The sequence below is a fragment of the Saccharopolyspora pogona genome (genome assembly GCF_014697215.1).
Taxonomy (GTDB): domain Bacteria; phylum Actinomycetota; class Actinomycetes; order Mycobacteriales; family Pseudonocardiaceae; genus Saccharopolyspora; species Saccharopolyspora hattusasensis.
Window position 1 is genome coordinate 8,969,271 of record NZ_CP031142.1, and the last position, 16,015, is coordinate 8,985,285.

The 16,015-nt window shown below is 70.3% G+C and carries 13 protein-coding genes and 4 pseudogenes; 9 read left to right on the forward strand and 8 right to left on the reverse strand.

Features of this window, described 5'->3' with window-relative positions:
• Positions 1-11 precede the first annotated feature (11 nt).
• Positions 12-653: a class II aldolase/adducin family protein gene (locus tag DL519_RS42325; protein WP_190823364.1), complete on the forward strand. Its 642-nt coding sequence runs from the start codon at positions 12-14 to the stop codon at positions 651-653.
• Here the strand turns inward: DL519_RS42325 and DL519_RS42330 are convergent.
• Entirely contained in the window at positions 595-1,962 is a 1,368-nt protein-coding gene (locus tag DL519_RS42330; protein WP_223840114.1) for an HNH endonuclease signature motif containing protein, read from the reverse strand. The genes DL519_RS42325 and DL519_RS42330 overlap by 59 nt on opposite strands.
• Before the next feature lie 323 nt (positions 1,963-2,285).
• Here DL519_RS42330 and DL519_RS42335 point away from each other — a divergent pair, with 323 nt between their 5' ends.
• A complete protein-coding gene (locus DL519_RS42335) occupies positions 2,286-3,593 on the forward strand; it encodes a GNAT family N-acetyltransferase (protein ID WP_190823366.1) in 1,308 nt (435 codons plus the stop codon).
• An 87-nt stretch (positions 3,594-3,680) separates the two neighbouring features.
• Here DL519_RS42335 and idi read toward each other — a convergent pair whose 3' ends face one another.
• The 6 genes from idi to DL519_RS42365 all read right to left on the reverse strand — a co-directional run bounded on the left by idi (position 3,681) and on the right by DL519_RS42365 (position 10,322).
• Positions 3,681-4,259 (reverse strand): isopentenyl-diphosphate Delta-isomerase, encoded by a 579-nt coding sequence (gene idi / locus DL519_RS42340; protein ID WP_190823368.1) that lies wholly within the window; start codon positions 4,257-4,259, stop codon positions 3,681-3,683.
• A gap of 133 nt (positions 4,260-4,392) precedes the next feature.
• Positions 4,393-5,379 carry a zinc-binding dehydrogenase gene (locus DL519_RS42345; protein WP_190823370.1) on the reverse strand — a complete coding sequence of 329 codons (987 nt, stop codon included), beginning with the start codon at positions 5,377-5,379 and terminating at the stop codon, positions 4,393-4,395.
• Positions 5,380-5,768: 389 nt separating this feature from the next.
• Positions 5,769-6,521 carry an IclR family transcriptional regulator gene (locus tag DL519_RS42350; RefSeq protein ID WP_190823372.1) on the reverse strand — a complete coding sequence of 251 codons (753 nt, stop codon included), beginning with the start codon at positions 6,519-6,521 and terminating at the stop codon, positions 5,769-5,771.
• Between the two features lie 221 nt (positions 6,522-6,742).
• Positions 6,743-8,032 carry a M20/M25/M40 family metallo-hydrolase gene (locus DL519_RS42355; protein WP_190823374.1) on the reverse strand — a complete coding sequence of 430 codons (1,290 nt, stop codon included), beginning with the start codon at positions 8,030-8,032 and terminating at the stop codon, positions 6,743-6,745.
• Positions 8,029-9,369 (reverse strand): cytosine permease, encoded by a 1,341-nt coding sequence (locus tag DL519_RS42360; protein ID WP_190823376.1) that lies wholly within the window; start codon positions 9,367-9,369, stop codon positions 8,029-8,031. The genes DL519_RS42355 and DL519_RS42360 overlap by 4 nt, the downstream gene beginning before the upstream one ends.
• Positions 9,369-10,322 carry a DUF1177 domain-containing protein gene (locus tag DL519_RS42365; protein ID WP_190823378.1) on the reverse strand — a complete coding sequence of 318 codons (954 nt, stop codon included), beginning with the start codon at positions 10,320-10,322 and terminating at the stop codon, positions 9,369-9,371. The genes DL519_RS42360 and DL519_RS42365 overlap by 1 nt, the downstream gene beginning before the upstream one ends.
• Positions 10,323-10,608: 286 nt before the next feature.
• On the opposite strand from DL519_RS42365, the gene DL519_RS42370 reads away from it, so the two are divergent.
• The 6 genes and pseudogenes from DL519_RS42370 (at position 10,609) to DL519_RS42395 (ending at position 14,995) form a co-directional block, all read left to right on the forward strand.
• Positions 10,609-11,211 carry a helix-turn-helix domain-containing protein gene (locus DL519_RS42370; protein WP_190823380.1) on the forward strand — a complete coding sequence of 201 codons (603 nt, stop codon included), beginning with the start codon at positions 10,609-10,611 and terminating at the stop codon, positions 11,209-11,211.
• Positions 11,212-11,611: 400 nt separating this feature from the next.
• Positions 11,612-12,795 (forward strand): annotated as a pseudogene (locus DL519_RS42375) (NAD(P)/FAD-dependent oxidoreductase).
• Positions 12,796-12,830: 35 nt separating this feature from the next.
• Positions 12,831-13,121: a (2Fe-2S)-binding protein gene (locus DL519_RS42380; RefSeq protein ID WP_223840453.1), complete on the forward strand. Its 291-nt coding sequence runs from the start codon at positions 12,831-12,833 to the stop codon at positions 13,119-13,121.
• 32 nt (positions 13,122-13,153) lie between these two features.
• Positions 13,154-13,666 (forward strand): annotated as a pseudogene (locus DL519_RS42385) (FAD-dependent oxidoreductase); the annotation flags it as partial.
• Positions 13,644-14,441, forward strand: a pseudogene (locus DL519_RS42390) (amino acid permease); the annotation flags it as partial. The pseudogenes DL519_RS42385 and DL519_RS42390, both read left to right, overlap by 23 nt.
• A gap of 11 nt (positions 14,442-14,452) precedes the next feature.
• The gene (locus DL519_RS42395; RefSeq protein ID WP_397545093.1) at positions 14,453-14,995 is read left to right on the forward strand and encodes a GNAT family N-acetyltransferase; all 543 of its coding nucleotides are present in this window, start codon (positions 14,453-14,455) and stop codon (positions 14,993-14,995) included.
• A gap of 53 nt (positions 14,996-15,048) precedes the next feature.
• Here DL519_RS42395 and DL519_RS42400 read toward each other — a convergent pair whose 3' ends face one another.
• The gene (locus DL519_RS42400) at positions 15,049-15,330 is read right to left on the reverse strand and encodes a hypothetical protein (protein ID WP_190823387.1); all 282 of its coding nucleotides are present in this window, start codon (positions 15,328-15,330) and stop codon (positions 15,049-15,051) included.
• A 608-nt stretch (positions 15,331-15,938) separates the two neighbouring features.
• Here DL519_RS42400 and DL519_RS50615 point away from each other — a divergent pair.
• Positions 15,939-16,007, forward strand: a pseudogene (locus tag DL519_RS50615) (hypothetical protein); the annotation flags it as partial.
• Positions 16,008-16,015 lie beyond the last annotated feature (8 nt).

A 16,015-nucleotide genomic window follows, 5' to 3' on the forward strand; every position in this document is an offset into this window, starting at 1 on the left:
CGAGGGATGAAGTGAGCAGTTCGCGACTGGCCGAGCAACGGCGCGAGGTCATCGAGATCGCGCGGCGTTTGACGGCGGACCGGTTGGTGGTCGGCACCTCCGGCAACGTGTCGGTCCGCTGCGGCGACCTGGTGGCGGTGACGCCGTCGGGCGTCGACTACGACAAGCTGGCGGTGGAGGACATCCCGCTGGTGGACCTCACCGGCAACGTGGTCGAGGGCGATCTCAAGCCCACGTCCGAACTGCCGATGCACCTCACCGCCTACCGGAAGCACGACGCCGGGGCAGTGGTGCACACGCACTCGCTGCATGCCACCGCGTTGTCGTTGCTGCGAAACGATGTTCCGGCGGTGCACTACCAACTCGCGGACTTCGGTGGCACGGTGCGGGTGGCGGAGTACGCCACCTTCGGCAGCGACCGGCTGGCCGAGACGATGTCCGACGCCCTGGCGGGACGCGCCGGATGCATCCTGCGCAACCACGGGACGATCACCATCGGAGCCAGCCTGTCTCAGGCCTACAACCGGGCGCGGCAGCTGGAGTGGCTGTGCGAGCTCTGGCTGACCGCGACCCGGGCAGGTGCCCCGAGCCTGCTCAGCGACGAGGAACTGGCCCGCTGCGCGGAGCTGTTCGCGGGCTACGGCCAGGAGTAGCGCGTCTGCGCGAAGCGTTCCGGCCAGCAGGCGTCACTGTGCGCCCGCCGGGTCCCGTGGTGCGGGGATGAGGTCCCGGAGGTATTCGCGGTGTTGGGCGGGTAGCGCTCTGCCGCCTGGTCGTGGTGTGCGTTTGAAGTCCACCGTGCGCGGTGGGATGAACATGGGGCGCCCGTCGCGCATCGCGATGTCCCAGCGCTGACTGTGCAGGGCGCGGTGATGATGCCCGCAAAGCATCACCATGTTCGACAACTTGGTCGCCCCACCGTCGATCCAGTGGGGCGTGGTGCGCTTCCGGGGTTCCCGGCGGCCGGTCGCACCCCGGGAACGCGCACACCCCGTCGCGCTGCAGGAGCGCGGCGCGGAGGTGCGTTGGGGCGGTGCGCTTGGCGCGCCCCACGTCCAGCGGCAGCCCATCCCCGTCGAGGACCATCGGCAGAACCTCGGCATCGCAGGCGATCCGGCGGGCGTTCTCGGCGGTGATGGCGCGTTCGGTGTTGAGGGTGCCGGGCATGTCGTACTCAACGATGAGACCCAAATCCCGCTTGAGGTCGTCGAAGTCGATGGCGATCGTCATGTGCGGGCGCTGCCCGCCTGTGCGCGGGTCTTTCTCCCCATCCACTTCCTGGCGCGGCGCGGCCAGCGGCTGCATGAGAGCGGCGAAGGCCGCGCCGGTTTCGCGGTCCAGTCGCGCTTTGATGACGGTCATGCCGTCGCGCGCGACGCAGTAGTGCAACTCCCGCGCGTCGTGCTGGGCCTCTTCGTCGTCGTAGGCGCCGTCTTGATCGAGCACGTAACGGATGCGCTCGGCGAGCTTCTCCAACTCCCGGGGCGGCAAGGTGCGGGCGTACCCGGCCAGGGTCGATTCGACTTCGCCGACGTGGTGGCAGCGGGAGTACCCGGGAAGCCGGCGAATGCCGTCAACGATGACGCGCGCGTGCTCCAACCCGATCGCCCCTTCCGCCAGGGCGGCGGCGGTCTCGGGTAGATCGGCGGGCATCACCTCGCCATACAGACTCTGCCGGTCCTCGACGTTGCGAGCGACTGAGACCCGCGCTCTGGCGTCGCGGGCGTCGATGTTGAGCAGACCCTGCAACCACACCTGCGTCGATCGGGCACCACGTTCGGCGTGCACGCCCCGGTGATCCGCCTCTGCGATGACCTGCAGCTGCTGCATCATCAAGACCCGCATCGCTCGTTCCAGACCCTCGATGCGGGCAACGAGTTCTGCGTCGGAGCACGACGAAACCGACGACTGCGGACCCGTGATGTCCGAAGCCGTGTCGCGAATGCTCGTCAGCGGTGCCATAACCTCATTCTCCAGATTCGAACATTCATTCGCACGCTTTTTTGCATCGCTTGATCAGGTGAAGTCGCTTTGGCAACCCGCGAAAACCACGGTTTGCCAACAAAATCTGGAAAGTCTTCCGCCGTGCGTGCCGCTTCCAGCTGGACGTCGTCGGAATGCCGGACACGTCGTTCGAGATGAGGAAGCCGGGCGCGGCGGGAGATCACCGCGTTCCGGCGCGGACAGGCGCGGTGAAGGACCGCCTGGAGGTGTGATGTTCGCCCGTTAACCCCGCTGTCATCCCAGGTCAAGCGGCCGCAATACAGCGCGGGAAACATGGTGGCATGACTTCCGGACAGCATCGTCACGCGCGCGGGGACTGGACCCGCGAACTCATCGAGCTGGCCGCGCTGCTCCTGGCGGCGGGGACGGCGAACGTGTTCGTCACCGGGGTGCAGAGCCAGGCCGGCGGGTCGCTGGCGCTGCTGTCCATCGGTGCCGTTCTGCTGGTAGCGGGCGCCGCGAGGTGGTGGCATCGCCGGCGCCGGCCCGCCGAGGCCAATGTGCCGGCCGCAGCGCCGGTCCCGGAGGTGGTGAACGTGCAGCAGACGCTGTGGCGGCTGCGCGCGTCGGTGACCGACACGCCGGGCCGGTTGGCGCGCCTGGCCGGTGGCCTGAGCGCGCTCGGCGCGGACATCCGGACCATGCAGGTCCACCCCGTGGCCGGTGGCGTGGTGGACGAGGTGCTGCTGCATGTGCCGACGCGGGTGAGCAGGCGGGAGCTGATCGCCGCCGTCGAGACCGCCGGTGGTTGCGAGGTGACTGCGGAGCGGGCGGAGGTCCGCGAGCTCGACGACGTGCCGACCCGGACCGCGAACCTGGCGATCGACCTGGTCAACGGCCGCACCGACCTGATCCGCGCGCTGCGCGCGCTGCTGAGGCACGTCGCGGTGCACTGGCAGGAAGCGCCCGAGCCGCCGCTGGAGGTCGGTTCGTTCACCGGCGGCGCGATGTGCCTGGCGGACCCCGGCGGCGGGGTGCTGGTTCTGGAGCGGCCCGGCGGTTCCTTCACCCCGGCGGAGTTCGCGCGGGCGCGGGCCGTGGTGGACCTGGCCGAGAGCTGCCGCGTGCGGGTGCGGCCGGTGCTGGACGTCGCGCGCACCGCGAGCGGCGCGGAGTTGACGGTCCGGCTCGCGGACCGGGCGGACGTGGAACTGGTTTCGGCTTTCCACGAGCGCTGCTCCAGCGCGGCCCGCTACCGGCGCTGCTTCAGCCCCGGACCGGCGCCGGGGGAGCGCGGCCTGCAGCGGCTGCTCACCCCTGCCCTGGGGCGATCGCTGCTGGCGCTGGCGCCGGACGGTGACGTGGTCGGCATGGGGCACCTGATGTACGACGGGGATTCCGGGGAGCTGGCCCTGCTGGTCCGCGACGACTGGCAGCGGCAGGGCGTCGGGACCGTCTTGGCGCGCAAGCTGGTCGAGCAGGCCGAGGAGCTGGGGATCGGCACGCTGACCGCGCACACCCACGTCGACAACACTGCGATCGCGCGGACGCTGCGCGGCGCCGGGCTGCGACTGGTCGGCGCGCCGGAGCCGGGCGAGTGGAGCTGGTCGCGAGAGCTGCGACCGAAGGCCGGCTCCGCGGTGACGTAGCCTTCGGCGTGGTCGTGGCCAGCGTCGTCGGCTTCCCGGTCCGCACCGCGGCACTCGCGGCGGTGCGGGCCGGGAACCTGAGGGCGGTCAGCTCACGTGCGCGGCGGGGGGCAGGTCGGCCGCGGCGCCCTTGGGCCACTGGGCCGGTTCCGGGCCGAGCTCGACCAGTTGGCGGACCTGCAGCGCGCACCATGCGGACACCTCGGTCTCGTCCGCGAGGACCTCCGCGCTGAATTCCTTCCAGTCCACCCAGCGGGTTTCGGCGACCTCGTCAGGGTTGGGCTGCGGGGTGTCCTCGGTGAAGGCGACGAAAACCGGGCACTTCTCGTTCTCCACCACGCCGTTGGGCATCGTGGCGCGGTACTGGAAGCCGGGCAGCACCAACTCCAGGCCGCGCACGGTGAGCCCGAGCTCCTCGCCGAGCCGCCGGGTGATCGCCGCCTTCATGTCCTCTTTGGGTGCCGGGTGGCCGCAGCAGGTGTTGGTCCACACGCTCGGGAAGGTGCGCTTGTGGTGCGCCCGCTGGGTCAGCAGGAACTCGCCCCGGTCGTTGAACACGTAGCAGGAGAAGGCCAGGTGCAGCGGTGTGTCCTGGTGGTGCACGATCGCCTTGTCCTCGACCCCGATCGCTTGACCGGATTCGTCGAGCAGAACTACCTGTTCCACAGCCGTACCTCCAGGGCTTGACTCGGTGTGCCGAACCGCGCACCAGGCGGGGACGTTACGACAAACCAGGCGGTTCCCGCCACATGATCTCGATCATCGACGTGGTCGGGCGAACACCGCCGCTTCTCGCGTCTCACGGAGTCGGCCGCAACACCACCTTGCCATAGGTTTCGCGGTTCTCCAGGGCGGCGTGCGCCTTGGCCGCTTCGGCCAGCGCGAACGGCGGTCCGACCAACGGCCGCAGGCTGCCGTCGGCGAGGGCGGCCAGCGCCTCGTTCTCCAGGGTCCGCATGCCGCCGGGCACCTTCAGCAGGTTCGGTCCGAGGGCGACCTTCGCGGCCAGCGCGCGGGCGAGCAGGTCGTCGGAGGTGAACTGGTGCTCGCCGAACTCCTTGCCGTACATGGTGATCCGGCCGTCGGGCCCGAGGAGGTCGAAGGCGGCGCGGCCGTACTCGCCGCCGGCGCCGTCGAGCACCAGGCTCACCGCGCGCCCGTCGAGGGCCTCGCGGACCGACTGGGCCCAGTCCGGCGCGGTGTAGTCGACGGCGATGTCGGCGCCGAGCTCCCGCACCTTGGCGACCTTGGCCGCCCCACCGGCCGCGCCCACCACGGTCGCGCCGATGTTGCGGGCGTACTGCACCGCCAGCGCGCCGATGCCGCCGGCGGCCGAGGTGACCAGCACGACGTCGCCGGCGGTCGGCCGCGCGGTGCGCAGGATGGACATGGTGGTCCGCCCGGTGCCGATCATCGCGACCGCCGCGTCGAAGTCGGCGCCGTCGGGCAGCACCTGCAGCGCCTCGACTTCGCGGACCGCCAGCTCGGCGTAGCCGCCGCTGGCCATGCCGAGGTGGGCGACCACGCGCCGCCCCAGCCATTCCACGTCGACGCCCGCGCCGAGCTCGTCGACCACCCCGGCCGCCTCGCGGCCGGGTGTCATCGGCAGGTCGGGCTGCGGGAAGGGGCCCCGCTGGCCCCCTTGCCGGATCGAGGTGTCGACGACGTGCACGCCGGCGGCGGCGACCGCGATGCGCACCTGCCCGGGGCCGGGGTGCGGGTCGGGCACCTCCTCGTAGCGGAGGACCTCCGCGGGGCCGAACTCGTACTGCCGAATCGCGTGCATTCCGTGCTCCTTGAGCCGCTTTCTCGTTGCCGGGAGAGCGAAGGCCGGTTCGCGCTCCCGGTCGCGACGCTAGGAGTTCGACCAAAGTGGAGGTCAAGGTGTCGGCCGCTACCTGGGCGAGGTGCTGCTCCGCAACGGTCCGGGCCACTGGGGTTTACCGCGACCTGGTGGACTCGATCTACGACCGGGTTCCGCTGATCCGGTCCAACGCACCGGACGCCTTCCGGGCAACCGTGATCCCGCAGCACGAGCTCTGCCACGCCGCCGCGGACCGCGATCCCGGCATCCCCTCGAAGTCGGTCGAGGGAGCTCCACGACTCGGTCGAACGGTACGCGGAGGCGCGGCGTGCGCCTTGGCCGCGACCTGGTCGACCAGCGGAGCGGGGCTGTCAGCGGAGGCGGTAGGTGATCTCCTGGACCGCCGCGCGCATCGCGGCGGCCATCTCGTCGAGCCGGTCGGCCACCCGCGTCGTCGGCCCGGCGATCGACACCGCGGCGGTGCCGGCGTCGGCCCGGTGCGACACCACGGGCCCGGCCACCGCGGAGACGTCCGGCACCGTCTCGCCCCGGTTGTAGGCGACCCCGTCGGCGGCGATGTCCGCGAGCTCGCCCTCGACCCGGGCCCGCTCATCGGGGTCGGGGAAGTTCTCGCGCAGGTACGCCTCGCGGGTGGTCCGGTCCAGGTTCGCCAGCATGCACTTGCCGATGCTCGTCGGGTAGAGCGGGCGCCGCTTGCGCAGCGGGGCCGAGTAGCGGATGAGCTGGGTGGATTCGACGGCCTCCAGGTACACCACCGAGTCGCCCACGAGCGTGCCCAGCATGACGGTCTCGTCGAACTCCGCGCGCAGCTTCTGCATCGTCGGCTTGGCCGCGTCCACCAGCGGCGTGCCCGGGGTCGGCAGCAGCGCGCCGACCGCCGGACCGAGCAGGTAGGCGCCGCCCTGCTCCTGCAGATACCCGGTCGCCACCAGGCCCTTCACCAGGCCGTGCATTGAGGTCTTCGGGGCGTCCAGGGCCCCGGCGAGCACGCTCAGCCGCACACCGTGCGGATCGGCGGCCACCGTCTCCAGGATGGTGGTGACTCGGCTGACGGTGCGGTGCTCCTTGGCCGGGCCGCGCGCCCGGCCACCTGATTCGCCCATGGCGTCCCCTCGGCTCTGCCTGCGCCTGAAGGATAGCTGCGGGACGTGGACCGCTACTGGCCGTTGTGCAGGGAACGGTGATCTGCTGGCCCTGGACCGCAACCTCCAGGCGATCACCAAGGCTGTGCAGACCTACGCCGAGCAGTTCCCCAGCCGTAACCGGCGATCCGTTCAGGAAAAGGGCGCCTCCGGCCACCAGCCGGAGGCGCCCTTCGCGCGGGTCAGCAGGTCTGCAGCAGTCGCTGCATCACCCGCGTGGAGAACCGCAGCGATTCCAGCGGAATCCGCTCGTCCACGCCGTGGAACATCCGCGAGTACGGCAGGTCCGGCGGCACCCGGAGGGCCTTGAAGCCGAAGCCGTTGATGCCGATCGTCGCGAACGCCTTGTTGTCGGTCCCGCCCGCGTTGCAGTACGGGGCCGGGTGGCCGTCCGGGTCCTCCGCGCGGATCGCCGCGCACATCGCGTCGACCAGGGTGCCGGAGAACTCGGTCTGCATCGCAACGTCGTGGTGGATGAACTCGCGGCGCACCGACGGCAGCAGCAGGGAGTCGATGGTGTCCAGCAACTCCTGCTCGTGGCCGGGCAGGAACCGCCCGTCCACCGCGGCGGTGGCGCGACCCGGGATGACGTTGGTCTGGTAGCCGCCCTCGATCATCGTGGGGTTCGCCGAGTTCCGCAGGATCACGTCGACCAGGTCGGCCACCGGCCCCATCTTCTTCAGGCTGCCGTCCACATCGGACGGATCGAAGTCGGCGCCGAGCAGTTCGGCGGCGCGCTCCAGCAGCACCCGCACCGGCTCGATCAGCCGCACCGGGAACCGGTGCCGCCCGATGCGGGCCAGCGACTCGGCGAGGTCGGTGACGGCGTTCTCGTCGTTGGGCGAGGAACCGTGCCCGGCCCGGCCGGTGGCGATCAGCCGCAGCCACGCCTGGCCGCGCTGGGCGTTCTCGATCGGGTACAGCCGCTGGCCGTTGCCCAGGTCGAACGACACGCCGCCGCCCTCGGTGATCGCCTCGGTGACCCCGTCGAAGAGCTCCGGCCGGTTGCGCACCAGCCAGTGCGAGCCGAACTTGCCGCCGTCCTCCTCGTCGGCGAGGAAGCCGAACACGATGTCCCGCGGCGGTTTCCGCCCGGTGCGGGCGATTTCCCGCGCCACCGCGAGGATGACGGCGTCGAAGTCCTTCATGTCGATCGCGCCGCGACCCCACAGACAACCGTCGTGGATCTCCCCGCCGAACGGGTCGAAGGTCCACTCGCTCGCATCCGCTGGCACTACGTCGAGGTGGCCGTGCATCAGCAGCGCGCCCCGCGTCGGGTCTTCGCCTTCGATGCGGGCGATCACGCTGGCCCGCCCAGGCGCGCTCTCGACCAATGTGGACTCCACGCCGACCTCGGCGAGCTTCGCCGCGACGTATTCGGCCGCCGCGCGCTCGTTGCTGGCCGGGTTGGAGGTGTCGATGCGGATCAGGTCCCGGCACAGGTCGACGACCTCGTCCTCGGCCCCGCTCATGACTTGGGTCCTTCCAGCGTCGAGGTCCCCACCGGGCGCACCAGCCCGGCGAAGGACAACACCGTGTAGAGCAGGAAACCGGTCAGCAGCGCGTTGAGCGCCGGGATGCCCGCGTCGACGAAGTAGCCGACCGCGAAGCCCGCGACCCACACCACCAGGGTCGCCGGCACCCAGGTGGCCACCTTGTCCGGCAGCGTGCCGGACGGGCGGGTGCGGTCCAGTTCGCCGCGCATCCGGCGGGCCACCCAGTACTCGGCGACGATGATGCCGCCGATCGGCGGGATCGCCACGCCCAGGATCTTCAGGAAGTCGGTGAAGTGTTCCAGGAAGCCCACCGCCGACAGCACGGTGCCGAGAACACCGATCACGAGCGTGACCGACGCCCGGTGCAGGCGCTTGCCGAACACCGTGTCCACGAAGTTCACCACGCCCAGCGAGGACGCGTAGAGGTTCCAGTCGTTGATCTTCGCAGTGGACAGGATCACGATGACCAGCCCAGCGAAACCGGACGTGGACAGCACGATCGAGGTCACGTCCTTGCTGCCGACCAGCTGCCCGAGCAGCACGCCGGTCATGCCGACGATGTACTCGCTGAGGATCATCGAGCACGAGCTCTGCAGCAGGACGTGCCAGCCCTTGCGGTTGTAGCGGGTCATGTCGGGGGCGACGACCGCGCCGGACATGAACCCGCCGGCCACGATGGTCGCCGCCGCCGGGATGGACATCGCCGCAGCGGTCGGCTCCCGGGCGATCAGCTCGCCGATGGAGTGCTGCGACAGCGTGCTGACCACGCTCCAGGCCACCAGCGCGAAGAACAGCGGCACGGCGATCTTGGCCAGCACCATCATGTACTTGAAGCCGTAAATCACCAGCACGGTCAGCACGACACCGGAGATCGCACACCACGCCCACACCGGGCCGCCGACCAGCGACTGCATGCTCTTGCCGAAGATGCCGTTCTGCACCCCGAACCAGCCGATCATGCTCATCGCGATGACGAGGCTGACCAGCGCCGAACCGTTGCGGCCGAACCCGGCGAAGCGGGTGAGCATGGTCATCGCCAGCCCCTCGCGCTGCCCGGCGAGGCCGACCAGGAAGATCACGATCTCCAGCAGCACCGCGCCGAGGGTGAACGCCCAGAAGGCATCCCAGAACCCCATCGCGATGCCCAGCGAGGCGCCCAGCACGAACTGGGACAGCGAGCCGGACTGCCCGAGCCACTGCAGCAGCATCGACCCGAACCCGTAGCGCGCGTCCTGCGGGACGCGGCGCAGCGAGTAGTCGTCGCTGCCGATCTGCTTGCCCGGCTGGGCTTCGGTGGATTGCGTCGCGGCCATCAGTCCTCCTCGGCGGGCAGGGAGCCCAAGGTCTGCAGGTGGGCGAGGGAGCCGTAGCGGGCGACGAGGTGGTCGAACTCGGCCTGGTCGTGGAAGGTCAGCTGACCCGCGCCGAACTCCTTGGCGACCTCGACGGCGTAGCGGGCCGCGGCGGCGATGTCGGTCTCGTGGCTGGCGCCGGTGGCGCAGCCGGGCACGGCGGCGGCGACCACGATCGCCAGGCCCACCACCGGTGCGTCGGTCGCGGTGGCCGGCTGCAGGATCGAGTTGATGTGGTAGACGCCGTTGCCGTACGGGGTGATGTCCTGGGTGGTCACCGGGTAGGTCACCAGCGGCTCGCCGGTGACTGTCTCCAGCAGGGTGCCCAGCCGGTCGGCGACCCGCAGCACCCAGCCCTGCTTGACCGTCGGCGACAGCGCCAGGCCCTTGTGGTTGATGATCCGGTTGCCCTTGGTGGTGTCGATGGACAGCACCGCGTCCATGTCGTCGCTGACCTCGTGGGCGTTCATGGTGGCGATGCCGACCGGGGAGTCCATGAACGGCACCGGCTGGTGCGGCCGGGTCGGGGCGTCCGGGCAGATGTGGGTGCTGATCAGGACGTCGCCGGGCAGCACGTCGCCGCGGGCGCGCATGGACAGCAGCTTCGCCGCGGTCGAGATGGCCGCGGCGGCGCCGTCGCCGTCGGAGACGAAACCGGTCACCTCGGGGCGGGCGCCGATGCCGCCCAGTCGACCCACGACGCCCAGCGTCGGGGCGTCGCCGCCAGCCGCCTTGCCGCGCGAGCCGGTGATGCGGACCTGCACGAAGTCGGTCGTGCCCTGGTGGCCTTCGACGGTGGTGCTGGTGGCCAGCCCGGGCTCGCCGGCCACCGCGTCGAGGTAGGCGACCACGCTGGCGCCGGTGATCTTCGGATCGTCGAGGAGATCCACCACGTCCAGGACGTGCTTGAGCATTCGAGCCCCTTGGGAAATCGGGATGCGCGCTGCGGCGCACCGCAAACCGGCTGCAGGCCGCGAGAACTCGGGCAGGGGGGAGCCGCCCGATCTCGCGGCCTGGTGGTTGGTGGGGCGTTCGCCGGAGCTGTACTCGGGGCATCTCCGGCGACCGCCGTGCCAGTTACGGTGCGCTGTCGCCGACCCGACGAGCAAGGAAATCCCGTTATTTGCAAAACGCCGCTTCGCGGGTGGTCGGGCGCCGGTCGTTAGGCTGCGGGGAGGTTCCGGTTTCGGGAGGTGCTTGATGGCGCAGGTGGAGGCCGTCCGGGTGCTCGCGGCGAATCTGCGGGCGTTGCGGGCCGAGCAGGCGCTGTCGCTGTCCGAGGTGGCGCGGCGGTCCGGCATCGCCAAGGGCACGCTGTCCCAGCTGGAGTCCGGCGTCGGCAACCCGACGATCCAGACGGTGTTCAGTTTGCCGAACACTTTGCAGGTGCCGGTGTCGACTCTGCTGACCGAGCGCATCGAGCCCGACGTGGTGCTGGTGCGCTCCGCCGGGCTGGAGGTGCTCAGCAGCAACGCCGTCGACCTGCGGATGCTGCGGCGGCTCGACCTGACCTCCTCGGTGCTGGAGGTCTACGACCAGCGGGTGCGGCCCGGCGAGGTCCAGCACTCCCACGGGCACCCCGGCCGCGAGCACGTCGTTGTGACGGAAGGGAAGTTGCGGGTCGGACCGGCGGATGCGCCATACGAGCTGGGGCCGGGGGACTACGTCTGCTTCCCGGCGCAACTGCCGCACACTTACGAGACGGTCGGCGGCCCGGTGACCTCGGTCCTGCTGCTGGAGTACCAAAGCGAGACCGACAGCCCGATGCTCCGCCACCACCCAGGGCTCGGCCAGGTTCGTTGAGCCGCAATTTCAATGGAAATCGAATGTCTGATTTCCATTGAAATTGGGGAAGTTATCCACAGGTCACGGCGTGTCGTGGCCGGACACGCCGGAGGTTCCGCGATTTCCATTGAAATTGCGGAACCTCGTTCCCCTGGGGATCGGCCCGAGTCGGGGGATTGATCGGGGCCTGGGGATCGGTTCGAGCCGGGATCGGACGAGCGGGGGATTGGCGGGGAGCGGGGGATTGGCCAGGACTGGGGGATCGGCCGGGGGTTGGGGGATTGGCGTGGGCCGGGGGATTGGCGTGGGCCGGGGGATTGGCCGGGACTGGAGGATCGGCCGGGGGTTGGGGGATTGGCGTGGTCACATCGGGGTTTAGCGTTTGTTGCGTTCATTTTAGTGAACGTTGGTGGTGGCTATGCGGCAGTTCCCCGACATCGTGGTGGTGGGCGCCGGGATCGTCGGCGCGGCCTGCGCTGAGGCGCTGAGCGCGGCCGGTCACGTCGTCGACGTCCTGGACCGCGGTGCACCCGCGGCGGGCACGACGGCATCCGGCGAGGGCAACGTGCTCGTGTCGGACAAGCCGCCTGGTGCGGAGCTCCGGCTCGCCCAGGCCGGCCGCAGGCGTTGGCCGGAGTTGGTGCGGAGCCTGCGCGAGGAGCTCGGCGGCATCGCCGACTTCGAGTGGGAGCCGAAGGGCGGCGTCGTCGCCGCGACCACTGTGGACGGATCGGAGGCGCTGGCGGTGTTCGCCGCGGAGCAGCGCGAAGCCGGCGTGGATGCGCGGGTTCTGCCGTCCGGCGCGGTGTTCGAGCTCGAACCGCACCTCACGCGGCGAACGACGCTCGCCGTGCACTACCCGGAAGACGCCCAGGTGCAACCCGTCCTCGCCGCATCAGCGCTTCTCGGCGGTGCGTCGGCGCGGCGGAACGCTGCGGCCCGGAACCGCAGCCACCGGAGTGGTGCGCGGGCGTGATGGCCGTGTGACGGGTGTTCGCACCGGCAGCAGTGTTCTGACTTGTGGGGCAGTGGTCATCGCGTGTGGCCCGTGGTCTGGCGAACTCGCCGGGGCGGCGGGCGCGCCGATCGCGGTGCTGCCGCGCCGGGGCATGGTTCTGGTGACCGCTCCCGTGCCGCCGGGCACGGTGCGGCACAAGGTCTACGACGCCGACTACGTCGGCGCGGTGGAAAGCGGCGATGCCGAGCTGCAGACTTCGACGGTGGTGGAAAAGCACTCGGGCCGGGACCGTGCTGATCGGGTCGAGCCGGGAGCGCATCGGCTTCGACGACACCGTTCGGATGCACGTGCTGCGCGAGATCGCTGGCAAGGCCGCCGCGCTGTTCCCCGTCCTGGGGCGGGTTCCGGTGATGCGCGCCTACGGCGGCATCCGGCCGTACGCGCCGGACCACCTGCCGGTGATCGGCGCCGATCCCAGGGTTCTGGGACTGTGGCACGCGACCGGGCACGAGGGCGCGGGGGTCGGGCTCGCCGCCGCGACCGGGCAGCTGCTCGCGGAGCTGTTCGACGGCCGCCCGCCGCACATCGATCCGGGACCGTTCCGGGTGGACCGCCCCGGGCTGATCGAGGAGGTGGTCTCGTGACGGGCCCGTTCCTGGTGCCGGACCGGGAAGATCCGGTGCAACCGCAGTACCCCGCCGAGTTCGCCGTCGAGGTGGACGGAGCACCGGTCGCGGTGCGAGCCGGGCAGACGGTCGCCGCCGTGCTGATGTCGATCGGTCGCACGTCGTGGCGCAGCACCAGGCAGCACGCGCGGCCGCGCGGGCTGTTCTGCGGCATCGGCGCGTGCTTCGACTGCCTGCTGGTCGTGAACGACGTGCCGGATGTGCGGGCGTGTCAACGAGTTGTGGCACCCGGCGATGTCATCCGTACCCAGCACGGTGCCGAACTGCCGGGGGGAGAGGCATGAGCATCGTGGTCGTCGGCGGCGGGCCTGCGGGCATGAACGCCGCCGCGCAAGCCGCGCGGGCCGGTGCCGAGGTGGTGCTGGTCGACTCTGCCGAGCAGCTTGGCGGGCAGTTCCACCGCCAGCTCCCGGAGCGGTTCGCGGCGCGGCGACCGGAGCGCATCCAGCACGATTGGCGGTGGTTCCGGGCGCTGCGGGACGAAATCCTGACGAACCCGCGGATTCTGCACCTGCCGAGCAGCACGGTGTGGTCGCTGGAACCGGATCGGCGGATCAACATCCAAAGTGGACCGGCCGATGCTCCGGATCGGCAGCTGACGGCACTGCGCGCCGATGCGCTGGTGCTGGCCACCGGGGCGCACGACCGGGTCCTCCCGTTCCCCGGTTGGGACCTGCCCGGGGTGTTCAGCGCCGGGGCCGCGCAGGCGATGGCGAAGGGCCAGCGGATCGCGGTCGGGCGGCGGGTGCTGGTGGCCGGAACCGGGCCGTTCCTGCTGCCGGTGGCCGAGTCGCTGCTGGACGTGCCACATCAACGCGGGCAACTACACGCCGTTCCTGCCCTACGGGCTCGGCGGCGCGATCACCGGTGCGGCCATGGCCTTCTTCGCCGTCTACGGCTACGACGCGATGAGCGCGGCGGCGGAGGAATCGGCCGACGCCCGGCGGGCGATGCCGCGCGCGATCATCTACTCGCTGGGTATCGCGACGGTGATCTACGTGCTGGTGTGCGTGGTGCTGCTGGGCATGCAGCACTACAGCGAGATCGACATCCGCAGCCCGTTCTCCGGTGCGCTGGCGTCGGCCGGCTTGCCGGGCCTCGCGCTGATCGTCGCGGTCGGCGCCGTGTTCGGCATCGTGACCTCGATGTTCGCGAACATGCTGGCGGTGACGCGGGTGTGGTTCGCGATGAGCCGCGACGGGCTGCTGCCCGCCTGGTTCGCCAAGACCCACGAGGTGCGCAAGGTGCCGCACCGGGTCACCTGGGTGGTCGGCGTGGTGTCGGCGTTGATCGCGGGCCTGCTGCCGATCCGGGAGGCCGCGGAGCTGACCAACATCGGAATCCTGGTGGCGTTCATCGTCGTCGCGGTGTCGGTGGTGGTGCTGCGCCGCCAACGTCCCGAACTGGAGCGGGGATTCCGCTGCCGGTGGGTGCCGGTGGTGCCGGCGATCGGCGTGCTCTTCTCGCTGTGGCTGATCAGCCAGCTCGACTGGGTCACCTGGGCGCGCTTCATCGGCTGGATGGTCGTCGGCCTGCTGGTCTACGGGTTCTACGGCTACCGGCGGTCGGCGCTGGCGGACAAATCGGTCGCGGGAATGCGCTGATCACTGCCAGGATGGGTGGTATGACCGAAGTGCGTACGGCGCATACCGCCGACCTCGACGAAGCGACGCGCAAAGCCGCCCGGGCACTGCTCTGGGACGTGTTCGAAGACGACATGGCAGAACACGACTGGGAGCACTGCCTGGGCGGCATCCACACCCTGGTGTGGGAAGGCGACGAGCTGATCGGCCACGCGGCGGTGGTCCAACGGCGTCTCCTGCACGCCGACCGAGCCCTTCGCACGGGCTACATCGAGGGCGTCGCGGTGCGAGCGGACCGACGGCGCCGGGGCATCGCGGCGGCGATGATGGCGGAGCTGGAGGGGGTGATCCGCCGCGCGTACGACCTCGGAGCGCTGGGCGCGAGCGACGAGGGAGCGGCGCTGTACGAGGCGCGGGGCTGGCAGCGTTGGCAGGGGCCGACGTTCGCCCTGGCTCCGACGGGAACTCAACGCACGGAGGACGAAGACAGCTTCATCTTCGTCTTTCCGGTGGAAGTCCCGCTGGACCTGACCGGCTCGTTGACCTGCGACTGGCGTGACGGCGACGCCTGGTAGCGGCGGCTCCAGTGCTCGTGAGTGTTCGTTCCGGTAAGAACCGGAACGAACACTCACGAGCATTGCGGGGCCCGGTAGCCGGGCGGGGTCGGGGGCAGGTGCCCGGCTACCGGGAGGATCGGCGCGGTGATCGGGGAGAGGCGACGCGCCGATCCGGTCGGGGGGCAGGCGGCTCGGGGAGGCTCGTCCGCTTCGGACGGGGGAGCGCGGAGCCGGTGGCGGCCGGTGTACTCGGCGTCGCGTTCGGCTTCGATGTCGTCGATGAGCTGCCAAACGGCGTAGGCGTCCTCGCCCGCGTCGCCGTGCTGCGGATTCGATGCCGGGATGAACAGCATCGCGAAGATGACGACGTTGAACGCATCAGCGTGCCGAGTTGCAACCAGAACATGACGAGTCCCTCCCGGCCGGTCACCGTCCGATGTGGTCAGATCAGCGCTCTCGCTTGACGCATTCCTGATTCCGCAAGTGCCGCGCCGCAGAGCCCCGGCGGCCGGCCGTGTCGGAGCGGACCGGATTCACAGCCCTGCTGTGCGTTTCGGCGATCTGCAAGCAAACCGAGCAGCGCGGCCGGGCCGTGGTCGGATGCCCGACGGCGGCCCACATGACTTCCGCGCCGCACTCGGCAGCCCCGCCGGGCCGAAGCACGAAATGCGTGTCCAACGCCCGCAATCCAAGCGAAGGCAACCACCGAGGCCAAACCTCCAACACCAACACCTCCACGTTGCCCGTTTTTCCGGTGAACGTCTTGTTGTCAAATAGTTCGGCAACGACGGTAACTACACAAGGTGTTACCGTGATCGCAACGAGTGATGTTCGGTGGAAGGCTTGGACGCGGTGCGCATTGCACGGCGACGACCACATGGAGTCGAGACATGGCTAGAACTCCAAAAGGGCGGGGCTCGGGGGTGCGCTCCGGCAGGCTCGCGAGGATCGAGGTCTGAAGCTGCGTGAGTTCGCTTCGACGCTCGGACGTGACCCGGGAGTCCTCTCGCGTTGGGAAACAGGTGAGCGAACTCCGAA

Bases quoted from the DNA above. Each gene is read 5' to 3' on its own strand.
- DL519_RS42395 (WP_397545093.1), top strand. From the start codon at position 14,453: ATGGGTGGTATGACCGAAGTGCGTACGGCGCATACCGCCGACCTCGAC.
- DL519_RS42365 (WP_190823378.1), bottom strand. From the start codon at position 10,322: ATGCTCAAGCACGTCCTGGACGTGGTGGATCTCCTCGACGATCCGAAG.
- DL519_RS42335 (WP_190823366.1), top strand. From the start codon at position 2,286: ATGACTTCCGGACAGCATCGTCACGCGCGCGGGGACTGGACCCGCGAA.
- DL519_RS42400 (WP_190823387.1), bottom strand. From the start codon at position 15,330: ATGCTGTTCATCCCGGCATCGAATCCGCAGCACGGCGACGCGGGCGAG.
- DL519_RS42370 (WP_190823380.1), top strand. From the start codon at position 10,609: ATGGCGCAGGTGGAGGCCGTCCGGGTGCTCGCGGCGAATCTGCGGGCG.
- DL519_RS42345 (WP_190823370.1), bottom strand. From the start codon at position 5,379: ATGCACGCGATTCGGCAGTACGAGTTCGGCCCCGCGGAGGTCCTCCGC.
- DL519_RS42350 (WP_190823372.1), bottom strand. From the start codon at position 6,521: ATGGGCGAATCAGGTGGCCGGGCGCGCGGCCCGGCCAAGGAGCACCGC.
- DL519_RS42330 (WP_223840114.1), bottom strand. From the start codon at position 1,962: ATGGCACCGCTGACGAGCATTCGCGACACGGCTTCGGACATCACGGGT.
- DL519_RS42360 (WP_190823376.1), bottom strand. From the start codon at position 9,369: ATGGCCGCGACGCAATCCACCGAAGCCCAGCCGGGCAAGCAGATCGGC.
- DL519_RS42355 (WP_190823374.1), bottom strand. From the start codon at position 8,032: ATGAGCGGGGCCGAGGACGAGGTCGTCGACCTGTGCCGGGACCTGATC.